Raw genomic sequence first — 17,581 nt, forward strand, 5'->3', positions numbered from 1 at the left:
TCAGAAAAAAACTGCCATTCAATTTTGTAGCGGGCCTGTGAGAAGGCACTTCCGGTGACTTCCTGTTTCCCCAGCTTGGAAAGGACATCTTCGGTGACATAATCGGCGGATTCCTTGAACAGCTGGAGCACCGAAAGTACTACAGCCTGAAAGTCGAGTGGGGAAGATCTGGAAAAATGAGCGGGGTCCGAGCAGTAAGTAGCCTGATTTTCAGGTGATTGTATTTTTTCAAAGATTTTTTTTCGGACAATCGCAAGATATATCCGTCGTGGTTTGGTTGGTATTTTGTACCTTCATAGCTATATGTTTTAGAAGCTTTAAGTTACTTAAAGCAAGCCGGTTTTCATAAGGAAAACCGGCTTATTTTGGCCTCTAGAGCTGTTTTTTTCTTAACTTAATAGCATTGGTGGTTACCTGATGCCGTTTTCGTCTCCGCACCAGCAGTCCCCCGCTTCTTAGCAGATCAAAGAAGGCATCCCTTCCCATTTTTATTTGATGCTCGTACACAAACTCCTCAAGTTTACCGAACAGTTTTCTGCCTCCCAAACACTTGTGTTTCTTACGGATACCCCGTATTTCCAGAATCAGTATCTCTTCTTCTATGGCTGTTTTTAAGATACGGCGTTTATTTTGGTAATATGCTTGTCTTGTCAGGCCAAACCATGAACATAAGTCGACTAAACTTATGCCCTTGAAGTTATACTTCATCTCTTCGATGGTTTGGTACTGTACTTTTTTCTTATAGAGATGTTAAACTCCTTTTCGGCAAAATCAACCATCGTGGAGAAGGCAACAGCCTTCATCTCCGCTGTCTGAACTTGCTTTTCAAGGTCTTCAATGCGTTTCTTTAGCTTGAGAATTTCAAATTCCTCAGAACCGGTCCCATCTTCTTTTTTCCTGTTGGGCATAGACTCTAAGTTAGCGGTTTTGATGAATTTATCATTAATGCCTAATTTCCGCATCCACATAGCAATCTTACCATTTTCGGTTTTATATCCGGTATACCTGTTATAAACAGCCTTTTTTGTTTCATTGCCGGACAAGTAGTCATGAATAATTAGCTTCTTTTCATGATCTGAAAAATACAGCCGATTTCCAAACCATTGTCCTAAATTAGGTTTACTCTCCTTTTTCATTTACCTCATTTTTTGCGTAAACCTATTTCAGGACGAGTCATTGGGGTTTTCCCAACCCCGAAGGTCTTTCCGCAGAACGTGCACGAAAAAAACTTCGAGGTCCCAAAGACCTCAAAGGTTAAATCGGATTGCGACCTTTGGTTTCAAATTCTTCATTTATCAATGCACCCTATAGGCCCTACCATTTGGATCGACTGATTAAATGGTGGGTAATTTCATAAACAATAGGGGTTTTCCCTCCCCGGCGAAAATAGCAATTGAAAAACTTTTTGATGGATCAAATTTGGTTGGCTTTTTGATTCCTTTATACAATTGGACAGGATCAATAACCCTCAACTGGTGAAAAATGGATGCTTCATAATTTTCAGGAAATAGATTACTAGTTTGACCATCCTTTGTTTCCTTGATTTGTGGCCAATAGGGTACCTGTACTTTGCAACTTTCCGAATATATGGCTTGAATGGCCTCTATTTTTTTACTGGTTTAACATATTTCTCATCATAATAGGTTTGAGTCATTAAGCCAACACTATAGGCAGGTTTCTTGAACAAACCTCCCGCTTCGGTTTCCCGTACTGTAAACCTGGCAAAATCGGCTGGCTGATAGTTTTCTATTTCAGCTTTTTCAATTGCCCTATTATCAATGGTGAATGAGATGTTCCTGGTTTTTATCCATCGTTCGAAAACATCCTTTTCAATTTCTTTTTTAGCAGGAGGCTTTTCAAAATGAATACTTGATTTCACTTCCGGATGGGCTTGCTGCAAGGCAAGCAATTTCTCAAATGCCAAATCATCAAAAAAAGGAAATGGCGTACTTTCTGCCTTTTCTTTTTCATTTAAGCCAAGGAAAGCACTTCTAAGTCTTGGCAGGTCCAGTTTATTCAAATCCACTTCAAAGGGATTTCCATCCTTGAACGCGCTGGCAAGGATTTGCTCATAATCGTTTGCTGTATGGTTTTGTTGGATCCTTTCGAGGGAGGTTTGGCCGGAGGACAAAAAAACCATCAGGAATCCTGCCACAATAACGCCGATTGATTTGAACAGCATGGTCTTAAGAAAGGAGCTGGATTGGCCCATCATGATTAACCTTCTTTTGGTGGCGGAGAAATTGAACGGACTACTGATCGATATAGCAGCTTCATTCCCTGAAATTTTATGGATTAAAAGCCACTGGTAGGCAGCTTTGTTGCGGTATTTGGCAATTACAGCTGCATCGGCCAGAAATTCATGATTCAGCTGCATCGCTTTTTTGTAAAGCAAGAAAACCGGGTTAAACCAAAAGACAACTTTTAGCACCTCCACAAACAATATGTCCCAACTGTGCCGCTGCCGAATATGGGTCAATTCATGAAATAAAATCTCATTTTCTATGGTCTTATTCTGGAAGGATACTTTATCGACAAATAGAAAATGTAAAAAGGTAAAAGGCAGGGTGTCTTTCCTTAGTAAAACATAAGTACAATCCTTTTCCCTGAGGGTCAAATTATCTCGGATCAGTCGCCTGATTTGTACCAACTGAATAATAAACCGGACTAAAAAAAAGAAAAGGCCAGACAAATAAATCCCCATCAATAGGGTATTCCAGGGGACAGCAATATCCGATTGTACAGGAAGGGGAGCTTCCACTTCAGCCTGTAGCCCTCCTTGCGTTGGGAATGTATTGTTATCTGAACTTATTTCACTGCTGTATGCGGCAGGCACCTTTTCTGGAAATAAATCTTCCCCGATTTGAAAGCTTAAGGGTACCTGAAGAAAGGGCACCATCAGGGAAAAACAAAGCGCAAAAATCAGGAAAAAACGGTTGAAGCCAAACATGCTCTCTTTCACCAAAAAGAGTCGATAAAAAGCATAAAAGATAAGCAAAGCAATCGTGGCCTTTAGGATAAATGTGATCATGGCTTCTGGGATTTTATTTGTTCTTCAATAATTTTTTTCAGCTCCTCCAGTTCCTTTGTGTCCAATTCCGTCTCTTTGGTAAAAAAGGAAGCAAATTGGGCTGGAGAATCATTAAAGAATTTTTTGATCATGGTGTTAACTTTTCTGGAGAAATAGTCATTCTTGTCCACTACGGGGAAGTAGGCCCGGGAGTTGCCGTATAACTCAAAACGGATGGCCCCTTTTTCCTGCAATCTTTTGAGCAGGGTAGCCACCGTTGTATTTGCCGGCTTGGGCTCCGGATAGGAGGCCAGTATGTCCTTCATAAAAGCCCTTCCTTTTTCCCAAATCAAATTCATAAGTTGCTCTTCAGCATTTGAAAGCTTCATGTTCTATTTTTTTAGATTCTACTCTACAAATATAGAATATAAATTTTATCTCTCAAAAGGTATTTGTAATTTATTATTATAGTTAAAATAAAAAACAGAAGCTGACCTTTGGGGTTTTTCCAACCCAGACGGTCTTTTAACGGAACGCGCACGTATAAAACCGTCGAGGTCTCAAAGACCTCAAAGGTTGAGAGCAAACCTAGACCTTTGGGGTTTTTCCAACCCCGAAGGTCTTTCCGCAGAACGTACACGAACAAAACCTTCGAGGTCCCAAAGACCTCAAAGGTTATAGCAGAATCCTGACCTTTGGGGTTTTCCAACCCCGAAGGTCTTTTCACGGAACGTACACGAACAAAACCTTCGAGGTCCCAAAGACCTCAAAGGTTATAGCAGAATCCTGACCTTTGGGGTTTCCCCAACCCCGAAGGTCTTTCCGCAGAACGTACACGAAAAAAACCTTCGAGGTCTCAAAGACATCAAAGGTTATAGCAGAATCCTGACCTTTGGGGTTTTTCCAACCCCGAAGCTCTCTTCCGGAACGTACACGAAAAAAACCGTCGAGGTCCCAAAGACCTCAACGGTTGAGGATGTCGCCCCCCGGATCCACCCAAAAAGTGGCAGGTTCATCCAGCGGAAATACATGGATCAGCTTGGTGCTGAGCTCGGTGCGGTCAATACCTGAAACTTCAAAAAGTACTTCAAAATAGGGTGGTACTTCCCCCAATTGCCCGGCGATCTCACTTTTGATAGCTTGCCGCAGAGAGGTATCCGTGAAGTTTTTAAGGCTCTGCGTGGCTCCGGTATCCCAAAGACCACAGAAAAGGTAAACCGTGTTTTGGTTTGGGCCAGGAAATTTGGCCATAAAGCCGTAATCGGTATGGTAGCCATCCGGATCGCCCGTTGGAGAAAAAACATGCCTTTCAGCAATACCCTCCCTTTCCAAAATCAATGCTTCTCCTGCCTCGTCATAGGCAAAATGGGAGTAATTGAAATAATCCCTGAACAAACCCAATGTTTTGATCATCCCCACTACCACAAAATTCTGATCCTGCAATTCCTTGGGATTGAAGCGGGAAATGGTTCGAATTGAAAAAAAATGTCCCGAGGCATCAAACATGCGGGTAAGGTCTTTGATCCATTGCAGGCTGCCCCGAATAAGCAAGCCATAGGAAATAGGTGCGGTAAAAACTCCCTCCCGCTTGTCTGAATTCCGGAAAGACTCAAACTCGGAAAAGCTGTTGATATGTGGATCCCGAATGGTTCTGTCCATTCCGTTTAGGCTGTCCTGTTCCAGATAAATAAACAAGTCTCCCAGAAAAACCGATGTGGGATAACCATTCGTAACCAGATCTGACCATATGGTTGCATGAAGTAAATTTCGGCTTTGTCGTCCTATCTGAAACCAGGCCAGCAGCAGCAATAAACATGATATCCCTAAAATCAACGGTATCCGGATCCATTTTTTTTCTGCCCATTGAAAAATAGCCAATTGGCGCTTCCTTTTCTCAAAAACAATTCCGTAGCTACCTTTGGGCATGCTCATCCGGAAAGGGTCGTTGCTTCCTTCATTGGCGTAATAATTCCCTAACTTCTCCCGCAGTTTATAGGCATAGACCCGAATCAAGGTGCTCTCAGATGGATCAAAATCGGGCTTGCCAAAAACCTCCGCTGCAATAACGGTCTCTTTGGGTGCATCCTCCTCCAAGGAGCAACGTACCAGAAACCGCAACAAATTGGCATAGGTAGTGGATCGCCCAAAGCCCTTGCTCTTGATGATCTTTTCCGTAAGCTCCAGAAAAACAGCCTTCTCCATCCCGTACTTTTCTTTTATTTCTTAAAGATAATCAATAACTTTAACAGTTAACAAAACGGTTTTTTGCCTTGCATTGCCCGGATTTTTCCAAGTATATTTGGAAAATACCCAAAAGTCAAAAAATCAGTCAAATTCCCAATAGCCATGAAAAGTCGCCGCTTCAATCATCTTTTACCGCTCATTGCATTGTCCCTGGGCTGGGTCGGTTGCGGCTGGGAAACGCCGGAGAAAATCAAGCAGGCATACCAGGAACTGCCCGAAGCCATCGACTTCAATTACCATGTCAAGCCCATTCTTTCCGACAAATGCTTTGCCTGTCATGGTCCCGACGCGGCCAATCAGGAAGCAGACCTCCGACTAGATCAGGAAGAATTTGCCTTTGCTGCACTGAAAAGCAACGCCGGCAATCATGCCATCGTGCCCGGAAAACCGGGCAAAAGTGAGCTGGTAAACCGCATTCTATCGGAAGACAAGGAATTGCTCATGCCTCCCCCGGAGTCCAACCTTAGTCTTAGCACGGAGGAAATTGCCATCCTCACCAAGTGGGTCGAGCAGGGTGCCGAATACAAGCCCCACTGGTCCTTTATCCCACCGGAAATAGCGGAGCAGCCAAATCCCGAAACCAATGATTGGACACGGAATGAAATCGACGCTTTTGTGGTCGAAAAGCTGCAGGCCTCCGGCTTGCAACCCGCCGAGGAAGCCAGTAAAGAGCTTTTGATCCGCCGGTTGAGCTTTGACCTAACAGGGCTTCCACCCAGCCTGGAGGAAATCCGGCAATTCGTTTCGGATACTTCCGAAGATGCCTACGAAAAACTAGTGGACCGGCTGCTCGCCTCCCCGGCCTACGGTGAACGCATGGCGGCGGACTGGATGGACGTGGCACGGTATGCCGATTCCGACGGCTACCTGGACGACAAACACCGGGATTTCAGCCCCTACCGCGATTGGGTGATCGAAGCCTTTAATCAAAACATGCCCTACGATCAGTTTATTACCTGGCAAATTGCCGGAGACCTGATCGAAAATCCCAGCCAGGAGAGCGTACTCGCTACCGCCTTTAACCGGCTACATAAACGAAATTCCGAAGCGGGCATCGTCTTTGAAGAATACCGGGCCGAGTACGTGGCTGACCGTACCAATACCGTTGGGAAAGCCATACTGGGACTGAGCATGGAGTGCGCCCGTTGCCACGACCACAAATACGATCCCATCAGCCAGAAAGATTATTACGAGTTTTCGGCCTACTTCAATAGCACCAACGAACTGGGAACAGCCGTTTACGGCCCTGGACAGGTACCCGGTCCTTCCTTGCTGTTGACCAATGAAGAGCAGGATAAACTTTTGGACTACCTGGACAAGCAAATTCACGCCACACAATCCCAGCTGCGGGAATTGGCTGAAACGGGCCCGGATAACGGGCAGCCCGATCCCGAATCCCTGCATGCGGGTCTAAAGCAGCTGCAAACCCAGGGACTGGTGGCTTCCTACGATTTTGATAAATTAACACCCCAGCCAGGTGGCAAGGCCTTTAAAAATCCCGGCTGGTCCGGAAACTCCGGTCCGGCACTTATACGGGAACCCGATATTGCGGAAGGAGTACGCGGAAAAGGCATCTTTATCAACGACTTTACCACCCTTTCCCTTCCCGAAAAAGTAGGCTGGTTTGACCAAACGGATCCCTTTTCCGTTTCCCTCTCCGTCTTTCCGGATACCCTTTACAAAGAAGCCGTCTTGTTTACCCACTGCGAGGATATCCGGCTGGGGCTGAAAGGGTACTCGCTGTTCCTGGAAGACAACCGCCTCAATTTCATCATGGCCTACAGCTGGCCCACCAATGCCCTGCAGGTAAAGACGCTGGAACCCATCCCCCCAAAAGAATGGTCCAATATCAGCATTACCTACGATGGCATGGGAAAGGCTTCCGGTATCGGCGTTTACCTGAATGGAGAAAAAGTACCGGTAGAAGTAGAAGCGGATCACATTTACAAGTCCATCCTGTTTGAACCGGATATCCATACCTATGGCTTTAGAGGCTTTGTACTGGGTGTGCGGGACAAGATGAAAACCTTTCTTAACGGTGGTCTGGACGAATTGAAGGTTTACAACCGGGAGCTAACTGCCCTGGAGGTGCAATTTGCCAACGACCCGGAAAAAGCGAAAACCCTGATCGAAAACCCGCAAAATGCCGGCGAGCGGGAACTCATCCGGCAGCATGTGTTTAAATCGGCCAACGAGCAGGCCAAAAAGTTGCAAAAATCGGTATGGGAATACCGAAAGCAACGGGCGGCGCACACCAACGACATCCCGGAAATCATGGTGATGGGCGACCTGCCGGAACCCAGACCCACCTACATTCTGGACCGGGGCCTGTACAGTGCCCCCACCGAACAGGTCTACCCCAACGTTCCGGAGGCGGTCATCCCGGGGGAAACGACCAACTACCCGCAAAACCGATTGGGCCTGGCCCAATGGCTGGTGGATTCGAAAAATCCGCTGACCGCCCGGGTATTTGTAAACCGGCTCTGGCAGATGCATTTCGGTAATGGACTGGTAAAAACCTCGGATGATTTTGGCAGCCAGGGCAGCCTGCCCAGCCATCCCGAGCTGTTGGATTGGCTGGCGGTGACTTTCCGCGAATCCGGCTGGGATATCAAAAAAATGCACAAGTTGATAGCGATGTCGGCCACCTACCGGCAAACCTCCGGAACCAGTGCTGAATTGCAGGAGAAAGATCCTGAAAACGTTTTGTTGGCCCGGGGGCCCAGCTTTCGCATGACTGCGGAGATGATCCGGGACAATGCCCTGGCCATAAGCGGGCTTCTGGCCCCCAAAATTGGAGGGGAAAGTGCCTACCCCTACCAGCCAGAAGGGCTATGGGACGAAATCAGCACCAAATCCTGGCGCTACCGCTACCTGCAGGAACCGGGGGAAGGGCTGTACCGAAGAAGCGTTTACACCATTTGGAAAAGAACTTCCGGTCCTCCTTCCATGATGATTTTTGATGTGGGAGACCGAGCCGAATGCACCGTAAAGCGCACCGAAACCAGCACGCCTCTGCAGGCCTTGGTGCTGCTGAATGATCCTCAGTTTGTGGAAGCAGCCCGGGTGACGGCAGAAAAGCTGATGGCAAAATACGAACCCGAACAGCGTCTGGAAAACGCATTTCAATTGAGTACCGGCCGACAGCCGAACGCCAAAGAAAAGGAAATTTTACACCAGTTTTATACCGAGGAGACCGAACGGTTTTCCCAAAATAAAAACGAAGCGCTGGCCTATTTGAGTACTGGGAGCAATCCGCGTGATGCAGATCTGGACCCCGTGCAGGTAGCCGCCCTGGCTACTGTTATCAACGGCATCATGAATACAAGCGACGGATACACCATTAGATAAACACAAAGACAATGAGTCGACACGATCATACCGAATTTGGAGAGAGCAGAAGAGGGTTTTTGAAAAAAGCCTCGCTGGGTTTTGGATCCATCGCCCTTTCCAGTCTCTTGGGACAAACGGGAGCCTGGGGTGGAAGCCTGGGCGATCCGGGACGGGGAGGCATTTTTAATGGCACCCATTTTCCCGCCAAAGCAAAACGCGTAATCTACCTTTTTCAATCCGGGGGGCCCTCGCAGATTGAAACCTTTGATTACAAGCCCTCCCTGGCCAAATGGCACGGAAAAGAAATCCCCCCTTCCGTGCAGGGCACCCAGCGAAATTCTGGAATGGTGGCCGATCAATCCACCTTTCCCCTGGTGAAGTCCATCTATGATTTTAAGCAATACGGACAATCCGGCGCCTGGGTAAGCGATTTGTTTCCGTACACCGCACAGGTGGTGGACGAGCTCTGCATCGTCAAATCCATGATCACCGATGCCATCAACCACGAACCCGCCGTCATGTTTATGCAGACGGGCTCTCAGCTAAGCGGCAGGCCTTCCATCGGTTCCTGGCTGAGCTACGGACTGGGCAGTGACAACGAAAACCTGCCCAACTTTGTCGTATTGCTTTCGAAAAGTTCGGGTGCCCAACCCCTGAACTCCACTGCCTGGAGCAATGGATTCCTGCCATCCCACCATCAAGGCATCCAATTCCGCTCGGGAAAAGACCCGGTGCTGTACCTCAACAATCCCCACGGCGTACACGACCATGACCGGCGACGGGCCCTGGACCATATCCGGCAGTTGAACGAGCAGCAATTTGACATCTGGCAAGACCCGGAGATCCAATCCAAAATCAGCCAGTACGAAATGGCCTACAAAATGCAGAATTCGGTTCCGGATGCGGTGGACACCTCCAACGAACCGGATTACATCTACGAATTGTACGGAGAAGATGCGCGAACCCCCGGCACCTATGCTTCCAATTGCCTACAGGCGAGAAGGCTGGCCGAACGGGACGTAAAATTTATTCAGCTGTACCACATGGGCTGGGATCAGCACGGCAGTTTACCCAAAGGCATCAAAAGGCAGGCGCTCAGCACCGATCAGGCAACAGCCGGACTCATCCAGGATCTGAAACAACGGGGGCTGCTGGAAGATACCCTGGTGGTCTGGGGCGGAGAGTTTGGGCGTACCAGTTTCTCCCAGGGCAGGCTAACTGCCGACAACTACGGACGAGACCACCATCCCGGCTGTTTTACCATGTGGATGGCCGGAGCCGGGGTGAAAAAGGGCACGGTCTATGGGGAAACGGACGAATTCAGCTACAACGTAGCCCAAAACCCCGTCCACGTGCATGATTTTCAGGCCACCCTGCTGCACCTGATGGGGATTGACCACGAAAAACTCACCTTCAAACACCAAGGCAGGCGCTTCCGGCTGACGGACGTTCACGGCCAGGTGGTAAAAGATATATTGGCCTGAGATAATCCCCAAACGGGTAATGGACATGAATGAAAGAAGAAAATTCTTGAAAAACACAGTTTTGACTGGAGGCGCACTGTCCGTAACCGGCTTTTCCGCTTTTCACATAAAACCGGCTGCCCCAAAGCTGGAGGAAACCATCTTGGGTCATGGCGATTTCAGATACCGGGTAGAGAAAGGCTGGGGGGACCTGGACCCCAAAAAACACCCCGTCAAAAACTGCCATGAAATGGTGATGGACAAAATGGGAAGGCTTCTGATGTTGACCGACCATCCCCAAAACAATGTCATTATTTACGATACTTCCGGCAAGTTGCTGGACTCCTGGACCCTTTCCTTTCCGGGTGCCCATGGGCTGAGCATCCATGATGAGGGAGATGCCCAATACCTGTATATCACCGATCCGGGTTTGGGCAGGGTAGTCAAGTGCAGCCTGGATGGAAAAATCCTTTTGGAATTGGAACATCCGGCCAAACTGGGCGCTTATGATGAAACATCCGCGTACAGGCCGACCGAAACCGCCATCGGGCCCAATGGGGATATTTATGTGGCAGACGGCTACGGCTCGCAGTTTATATTGCAATACGATGCCAAAGGTCAATTCATTAGAAAGTTTGGTGGGGACAGCTTTCTGCAACCCAACAAATTCAAACAGGCCCATGGGGTAGCCCTGGACTACAGGGATTCCGCCAACCCTACCCTGCTTTGTACGGCCCGTATCAAAAACTCCTTCAAGCGATTTACCCTTGATGGGGCGTACATCGAAGAATACTACCTACCGGGTGCCTTTGTCAGCCGTCCGGTAGTGGATGGAGAAAACATCTATTCAGGCGTCTGCTTTGGCATGACGGAGGGCAATTATAATATGCAACTGAACAAAGGCTTCGTCACCATTCTGGACGAGGAAAATCGGGTAGTCTCCAATCCGGGAGGTACCGAGCCTCAGTATGAAAATGGAAAATTAACACTCATGCTACAGGAACAACCGGTATTCCGGCATTGCCACGATGTCTGCCTGGACCGGGACAAAAACCTGTATGTCTGTCAGTGGAATGCCGATGGGGTGTATCCGTACAAGTTGCACCGGGTTTAATTTTTAACCTTTGGCAGGAACAACGTTTTCCTGCGGAATTTCACATAAGGTACCGGCGTTGGTTGCAAACGTGGATTCGACCTGTTTTCAAAATAAATCCTCATTCCCAGGCTCTTGGCGTGAAAATGCGCGGAGGAAGCCGCGGAAATCTTTCGCAAACCGGGACTGCCACATCGTAGTGCCTTAAAAAAGGGTTCGCCGTGACGATAATGCTGGATTTTACGTAGGTTTTTGATTCGAACTTGTGTTACAAGGAACATCCTCTACTGGTTGGATACCTTGTCTGGGGTGCCTGAGCGGAGTCGGGCCTCGGTAGGGGCAGCCTAAAAAAGCGGAAGCTGATCATCCGATGGATTGGTGGCAGGTGTTCATCGAGCATCCCAATGGCGCTGGATTGTATACCAGATACCTTATCCTGTCGAAGGCACGATGGGTTGACGCGTTGATTTCTAACCTATCACAGCGAACAAAATCCGCTCCTTCATAGCTGTTTACGATTTCACCATATCGCTGCAATGGCACAATCTCCAAAACAGACTGCTTCATGTAAACACAGCCTATCTCGCATGAAGTCCGAGCAGGCACTACAATCCCATTGCATAATTCTACCTATTTGAGTTCGCGATAGTAGGATTCACCCATCAAACCTTAATTTTTCCAAAGTCGGCAATTCTGGATTTAAACTACCTTATTTTATAAAAATTATATTTATTTTTAGAATTCACCTAGCAATCTTAACTTTAAACCAACATGCCTAAATGTGTTGTATAGATTCATTTTGAATAATAGTGTGTAAAACTTTGTTAGTGGGGTAGGATTAATAGGTAATTTTGTTACTTGCCTATTATTCTCTGACATAACAGCAATAATTGTTTTCTGTAATGCATTATGGTGCAACCCCCTATACTTTTTATTAACAGAAAGTAACATTTCAATAAGTTGTCTTGAATTGTATGGAGATTTAATAATTTTATTTAATGCCAGTTGTTCGGTCCGACCCTTGCTAAGCCAAATTCCCATCCGATCTTCCCAATACAAGAAATCCATAAAATCATAACCTATCTTTTTAAAGCCGGACGTACTCTTCAGCCATTCCTTGTAAACTAATGTAGGGAATTTCAATTTCCGATACCCTGTAAGAAATGTCAAATCCTCAGCGGTAACATTTTTTGCATATCCAAAAACACTCCTTGCAATTTCGAAAACATTCCCATTGATGTACACTTGGCCCTTAAAAGCATCTTCAAATACATCATTTGGAGGAAAATCAAGACTTTTTTTCACGGCTAATACATCCTTCATTTTTGGAATTTTAGAAGCATCTAAAACAACGCGTTTTTTACCATAAGCACGAGTTAATTTTCCGGATAGAATAATATCATGATGATTATCAGGCATGTTTAACCGCTTTAAGACGTAATAGGTGCATTTTTCTTCAGGAATTTCTAAACTTGCCAAAAATAATATTCTACTGTCATAGCCTCCGGTAACTGCCAAGGCAATTTTATGGTGTCTATTGGAGATTGCTTTTAAATAGCCTTTAATCATGGTCGCTGCTTTCCTCCCCGCATCATTCATAGACCTTTCAGGCAAATTTTTATTGGGATAAAACCTTGTAACTTTTCCTCTTTTAAGATCAATAAAATGGTTGCAATTTAAATGCTTAACATTCTTAACTTGTGTTGAATCACCAAGGAGTAGTTTTCGTTTCTTAAATACGTCTGAATTATAAAATTCAATCGCATGTTTATTATCATGAGGAATCAATTCAATTCCCTGGGCAAGCAAGGAAACCTGTGAGGCAACATTATCAAACGATAAATCATAATAGATTTCTCTTTGACCAGTCGCATCATTAAAAATAATTAATGATTCATCCGAATAAAAAATAATGATAAACTCTCCGGTATATTTTGAAACTCTATCAAACAATGTTGACGCTGAACCTTGTGACAATTCGTCGATGATTTCTTGGTCAGTTAATTCAGGGAATTCCCAATCATATAGAGACCCAATTAAATATAAACTTGGATTCCCTGTGGAGTTTTTAACCAAGTTGATGGTTGGATGGCAAAAAAGGGTAAAATCTTCATTTCCAATAGATTCCTTTTTCCAATTTAATTGGTTCCATTTTTCTTTAAAACTATGAGATCTGGTCAGTAAGAATTGATTTAGAAACATATTTAAGTCATATTTTTATTAACGCCGGATAATACGATGAATTATCTATAACTTGGTAGAACCGATTCAAAATCAATAAATTACTTGCTATTATCTACTTCATTATAAACTGGCTACGCCTTAGTCTCAAACTAGCTTAATTTTCTTGGGATTACACCACTTCCTGAAAAAACGGACAGGCGCTACGAATCCTATACTAATCCGGAATAAAGATATTGAAAAAAATTATACTATTACTGCAATATTAATAAAAAAATTAGCCTATCATTTTTGAAATATGGGTAAATGTCTTCCTGAAGATTTTTTACGGATGGTTTTCCTATGCGCTATTCTTTTTTCAAAACCTCCGCGATTCCAAAACGACACAGCACTATAGCGGTGGATGTTGCCAACTTTTGAATTTCCCCTTTTGTTAGTGAATTTATACTTTTGCCACTAACCTACATCCTGGAAATCGCTGTTCTCATATAGATCCAACGTCCAAAAAAACACGAACCTTGAAATTATCGAGTTTTGGATTTTCAAGCATATGCTCAAATTATATACGATACTCCCCCTTAGGTAATGGCACATTCCCTGGATAGCTCAGGTACCCCAGGTACCTTCGGTTTTTGCGAAGTCTCCTAACCATGTAACCCTAATGACAACCTCCTCACCGGGTGCGAGCGTTCGGCCCAGACCTAAATCGAAACCGATTAATTTTGGATTAAGGCAAAAAATCCTGAATAACGCTACCCGGATAGGAAAGGCCAGGACCAAATGCCTAAACCGGAATATCATATCCTTGTTTTAACCCTGGCAGTTTTGCCCAAATCTTTTTATCTTTAGAAACAGTTCTTAATTGGTATGGCAACTATGGAAAAGCCCCAAGATAAAGTCAAAGAACCCATTGCCGGTTATGGACACCATTCTTATGCCGATTACCTTTCCTGGCAGCTGGACGAAATGGTGGAGTTGATCAGGGGAAAGGTGTTCCGACAGGCAGCAGCGCCCAGGCTTATTCATCAACGAATCTCTGGGAAAATTTTTAACCCCATTTGTAATTTCCTTCAGGGAAAAAGCTGCGAAGTATTTTCTGCTCCTTTTGATGTGCGTTTACCCGTTTCCTCCAGGGACCCTGACAAAATCGATACCGTGGTGCAGCCGGATCTTTGTGTGGTCTGTGATCCGGAGAAACTGGATGAGCTGGGCTGTGTGGGTGCACCGGACCTGATCGTGGAGATCCTCTCTCCGGGAAATAACAAGAAAGAGATTCAACTAAAATACGAAGTGTACGAAACCTCCGGTGTGAAGGAATACTGGATGGTACATCCCGACGAACGTACCTTGCTGATCTATACCCTGGAAACCGGAAAATACCGCCCCTCCCGGCTGTTTACTTTTGGGGATCGGGTAAGGTCACAGGTTCTTCCTGGTTTTGAATTGGATCTGGATGACGTGTTTGGGGGATTGTAGGTTCCGCCAAGAAAGTTTTATTCAAGTTTAGTAAATGAGATAACTTCTAAACCGCCCTAATCCTGAAAAAAGGCAACCTGATCGTATATTTGTCACCAATTATTGACAATTATTGATTACTTTTGTCAGGTAGAGATGACAAAATTATGGAGGTTTTGTATGCTTTTCATGACAATCTTATTAAACAGATAAATAATGGCTTCTTTCGTTTTCTAATGCAAACCATTAATTGGGAGCAACGGATGCTTGCCATTAAGGGTCCCCGTGGCTCAGGGAAAACCACCTTGATCTTGCAATATATCCGTTACCATCTGAAACAACCTCGCGAAAAGGTTTTGTATGTAACAGCGGACCATTATTGGTTTTACACCCACAACCTGGTAGAAACAGCGGATGAATTCTATAAAAATGGAGGCAGGTTCTTATTTATTGATGAGGTACATAAATATCCAAATTGGTCCAGGGAATTAAAGAATATCTACGATGGGTATCCAGATTTAAGGGTTGTTTTTTCCTCTTCTTCTGCACTGGATATTTACAGGGGTGAGGCTGATTTAAGTCGACGGGTGATCTCCTATGATTTGCCGGGTTTATCATTTCGGGAATTTTTAAATTTGGAGGCAAACCTGAAAATTTCAGCAATCCCCTGGAACGATCTGATAAGCAGACCGAATGAACTTGCCAGGGATATTGTCAATGCTATACAGCCATTGCCTTTTTTTAAGCAATACCTACGGCATGGCTATTTTCCGTACTTTAAAGAGAGTATCCCAGAAGAACTCCCTGTACGGTTAAACCAGACAATAAATACCGTGGTGGAAACAGATTTGGCATTTATACAAGGATATAGCCAAGGGACTGCATTCAAGGTTAAAAAACTTTTAGGGGTGCTGGCTGAGTCAGTTCCGTTCAAACCCAATATCTCCGCATTGGCCAGGAAGTTGGATGTAAGCAGAGAAACCGTTTACGCATGGCTTGTCCACTTGAACAAAGCCCGGATGCTAAATCTGCTTTTATCCAAGGGGAAAGGAGTCTCAACCTTACAAAAGCCAGAAAAAGTTTACCTGGAAAACACCAATTTGGCTTTTGCCATGAAAACCCACCCAGACCTGGGAGCAATCAGAGAAACCTTTTTGCTTAACCAATTAATCAATGCAAACCTACCTGTCACCTTGCCCCAATCGGGTGATTTTTTTGCGTCTGGAATCCATATTGAAGTAGGGGGCAAAAATAAAAAAGCCACCCAGGTAAAAATGGAACCGTCATTCCTGGTTGCAGCAGACGACATAGAAATTGGGTTTGGCACGAAGGTTCCTTTATGGCTTTTTGGTTTTCTATATTGAAACTTAGATCGCCACTACTGCTTCAGGAATTAGTTTTTTCGATTTGTAAATCCTAATTTTCATATACTCAATATGAGTAATAATCCTGCTGTCAGTTGATGGAACCACTACGAGCCCTTTTGGATAATCTGGGTTTAATGGTATAATTGCGTATCGAATGACTAGTAATTCACCCGAAATGAACAAATCCCCCCTTATTTTAGCTTTTCTCAGCATTTTAATCGTTGCTGCCGCTTGCTCTGAGCGTAAAAAACAGAATCAAACCTTAGAAAATGTACCAACTAACTTCTTGCAGGATAAAACGTTTTTGGAAAAATACGATCCGGAACTTATCGAGCTGCGTACGGAGGACAAACAGGCCAGGGTACTGGTATCCCCCAACTACCAGGGCAAGGTGTTCACCTCCACCGCAGCAGGAGACGATGGAGAAAGCTTTGGCTGGATAAACTACGAGGCATTTGAAGCCCCCCTGGACAAGCACATGAATGCCTATGGTGGCGAAAGCCGCCTATGGCTGGGACCGGAAGGAAACACCTTCTCTTTGTTCTTTGGACCAGGGAAAAAAATGGCATTTGAAAACTGGCATACGCCTGCGGCCATCGACCACGAGGCCTGGGAAAAAATCGCGGCGGGCCCGAAAGAAGTATCCCTGGCCAAATCCACATCCATTACCAACTATCAGGGAACGGAGTTTTCCTTAAAAATATACCGGACCATTACCCTTCTGGAACCGGAAGGTATTTTAGCAAACACCGGATTAACGGCCGATGACTCCTCCATCAACATGGTAGGATACGAAACCATCAATTCCATTCAAAATACCGGAGACTTTCCATGGACCCGAGAAACCGGAGCTCCCTGCATCTGGGTCTTGGATATGTTCAAACCCAGCCCGGAAACCACCATTGTGCTACCTCTCCAACCAAATGAAACAAAAGCAGGCCTCACCACCAACTATTTCGGAACGATTCCGGAGGAAAGAATAGCCATCACCAACAACCACCTGTTCCTAAAGGCCGATGGCCAAAGCAGAGGGAAAGTAGGTGTCTCGCCCGAAAGAGCCCTTCCTATGGCCGGCAGCTACGATCCCCTCCAAAAAGTGTTGACGATTACTACCTTCGATATCGCTTCTGAATTGCCCTACCTCAATCAGGAATGGAACACCGAAGCCGATCCTTTCAAAGGGGATGCCGTCAACGCCTACAACGACGGACCATTGGAGGATGGTAGCCAGATGGGGCCGTTTTACGAATTAGAGAGTGTTTCTCCTGCTGCCTTTCTTTCTCCGGGCGAAAGCATGGAGCATTTCCACCATGTTTACCACTTTACCGGAGAGGAAAGCACACTGGATGAAATCGCCCGGCAATTATTGGGAATTTCCATCGCTGAGATAAATGAGGTGTTTAATTCGAAATAGGCTATTACTTTCAAGCTGATC

Annotated in this window: 12 protein-coding genes; 6 read left to right on the forward strand and 6 right to left on the reverse strand. The window is 45.5% G+C overall.

Annotated features, from left to right (window positions below; genetic code table 11):
* Positions 1-372: 372 nt before the first annotated feature.
* The 5 genes from GCU44_RS12570 to GCU44_RS12590 all read right to left on the reverse strand — a co-directional run bounded on the left by GCU44_RS12570 (position 373) and on the right by GCU44_RS12590 (position 5,212).
* Positions 373-708 (reverse strand): hypothetical protein, encoded by a 336-nt coding sequence (locus tag GCU44_RS12570; protein WP_154856714.1) that lies wholly within the window; start codon positions 706-708, stop codon positions 373-375.
* Entirely contained in the window at positions 705-1,136 is a 432-nt protein-coding gene (locus GCU44_RS12575; protein ID WP_154856715.1) for a hypothetical protein, read from the reverse strand. The genes GCU44_RS12570 and GCU44_RS12575 overlap by 4 nt, the downstream gene beginning before the upstream one ends.
* Before the next feature lie 467 nt (positions 1,137-1,603).
* The gene (locus tag GCU44_RS12580; protein WP_154856716.1) at positions 1,604-3,031 is read right to left on the reverse strand and encodes a M56 family metallopeptidase; all 1,428 of its coding nucleotides are present in this window, start codon (positions 3,029-3,031) and stop codon (positions 1,604-1,606) included.
* Positions 3,028-3,399: a BlaI/MecI/CopY family transcriptional regulator gene (locus GCU44_RS12585; protein WP_154856717.1), complete on the reverse strand. Its 372-nt coding sequence runs from the start codon at positions 3,397-3,399 to the stop codon at positions 3,028-3,030. The genes GCU44_RS12580 and GCU44_RS12585 overlap by 4 nt, the downstream gene beginning before the upstream one ends.
* Positions 3,400-3,973: 574 nt before the next feature.
* On the reverse strand, positions 3,974-5,212 hold the full coding sequence (locus GCU44_RS12590) for a hypothetical protein (protein WP_154856718.1): 1,239 nt from the start codon (positions 5,210-5,212) through the stop codon (positions 3,974-3,976).
* 144 nt (positions 5,213-5,356) lie between these two features.
* Between GCU44_RS12590 and GCU44_RS12595 the strand changes: the two genes are divergently transcribed.
* The 3 genes from GCU44_RS12595 to GCU44_RS12605 are packed head-to-tail and all read left to right on the forward strand — an operon-like array spanning position 5,357 to position 11,164.
* Positions 5,357-8,605 carry a DUF1553 domain-containing protein gene (locus tag GCU44_RS12595; protein ID WP_154856719.1) on the forward strand — a complete coding sequence of 1,083 codons (3,249 nt, stop codon included), beginning with the start codon at positions 5,357-5,359 and terminating at the stop codon, positions 8,603-8,605.
* Between the two features lie 11 nt (positions 8,606-8,616).
* Positions 8,617-10,071, forward strand: coding sequence for a DUF1501 domain-containing protein (locus GCU44_RS12600; RefSeq protein ID WP_154856720.1), 1,455 nt, complete (start codon positions 8,617-8,619; stop codon positions 10,069-10,071).
* A 25-nt stretch (positions 10,072-10,096) separates the two neighbouring features.
* Positions 10,097-11,164: an NHL repeat-containing protein gene (locus tag GCU44_RS12605; RefSeq protein ID WP_154856721.1), complete on the forward strand. Its 1,068-nt coding sequence runs from the start codon at positions 10,097-10,099 to the stop codon at positions 11,162-11,164.
* A 714-nt stretch (positions 11,165-11,878) separates the two neighbouring features.
* Here the strand turns inward: GCU44_RS12605 and GCU44_RS12610 are convergent.
* The gene (locus tag GCU44_RS12610) at positions 11,879-13,345 is read right to left on the reverse strand and encodes a hypothetical protein (RefSeq protein ID WP_154856722.1); all 1,467 of its coding nucleotides are present in this window, start codon (positions 13,343-13,345) and stop codon (positions 11,879-11,881) included.
* Positions 13,346-14,200: 855 nt separating this feature from the next.
* On the opposite strand from GCU44_RS12610, the gene GCU44_RS12615 reads away from it, so the two are divergent.
* The 3 genes from GCU44_RS12615 (at position 14,201) to GCU44_RS12625 (ending at position 17,560) form a co-directional block, all read left to right on the forward strand.
* The gene (locus tag GCU44_RS12615) at positions 14,201-14,800 is read left to right on the forward strand and encodes a Uma2 family endonuclease (RefSeq protein WP_154856723.1); all 600 of its coding nucleotides are present in this window, start codon (positions 14,201-14,203) and stop codon (positions 14,798-14,800) included.
* A gap of 146 nt (positions 14,801-14,946) precedes the next feature.
* Positions 14,947-16,143 carry an ATP-binding protein gene (locus GCU44_RS12620; protein ID WP_154856724.1) on the forward strand — a complete coding sequence of 399 codons (1,197 nt, stop codon included), beginning with the start codon at positions 14,947-14,949 and terminating at the stop codon, positions 16,141-16,143.
* Positions 16,144-16,321: 178 nt separating this feature from the next.
* A complete protein-coding gene (locus tag GCU44_RS12625) occupies positions 16,322-17,560 on the forward strand; it encodes a DUF6786 family protein (RefSeq protein ID WP_154856725.1) in 1,239 nt (412 codons plus the stop codon).
* Positions 17,561-17,581: the final 21 nt, after the last annotated feature.

Origin of the sequence: Cyclobacterium xiamenense (genome assembly GCF_009467825.1) — a bacterium.
GTDB classification, from domain to species: domain Bacteria; phylum Bacteroidota; class Bacteroidia; order Cytophagales; family Cyclobacteriaceae; genus Cyclobacterium; species Cyclobacterium xiamenense.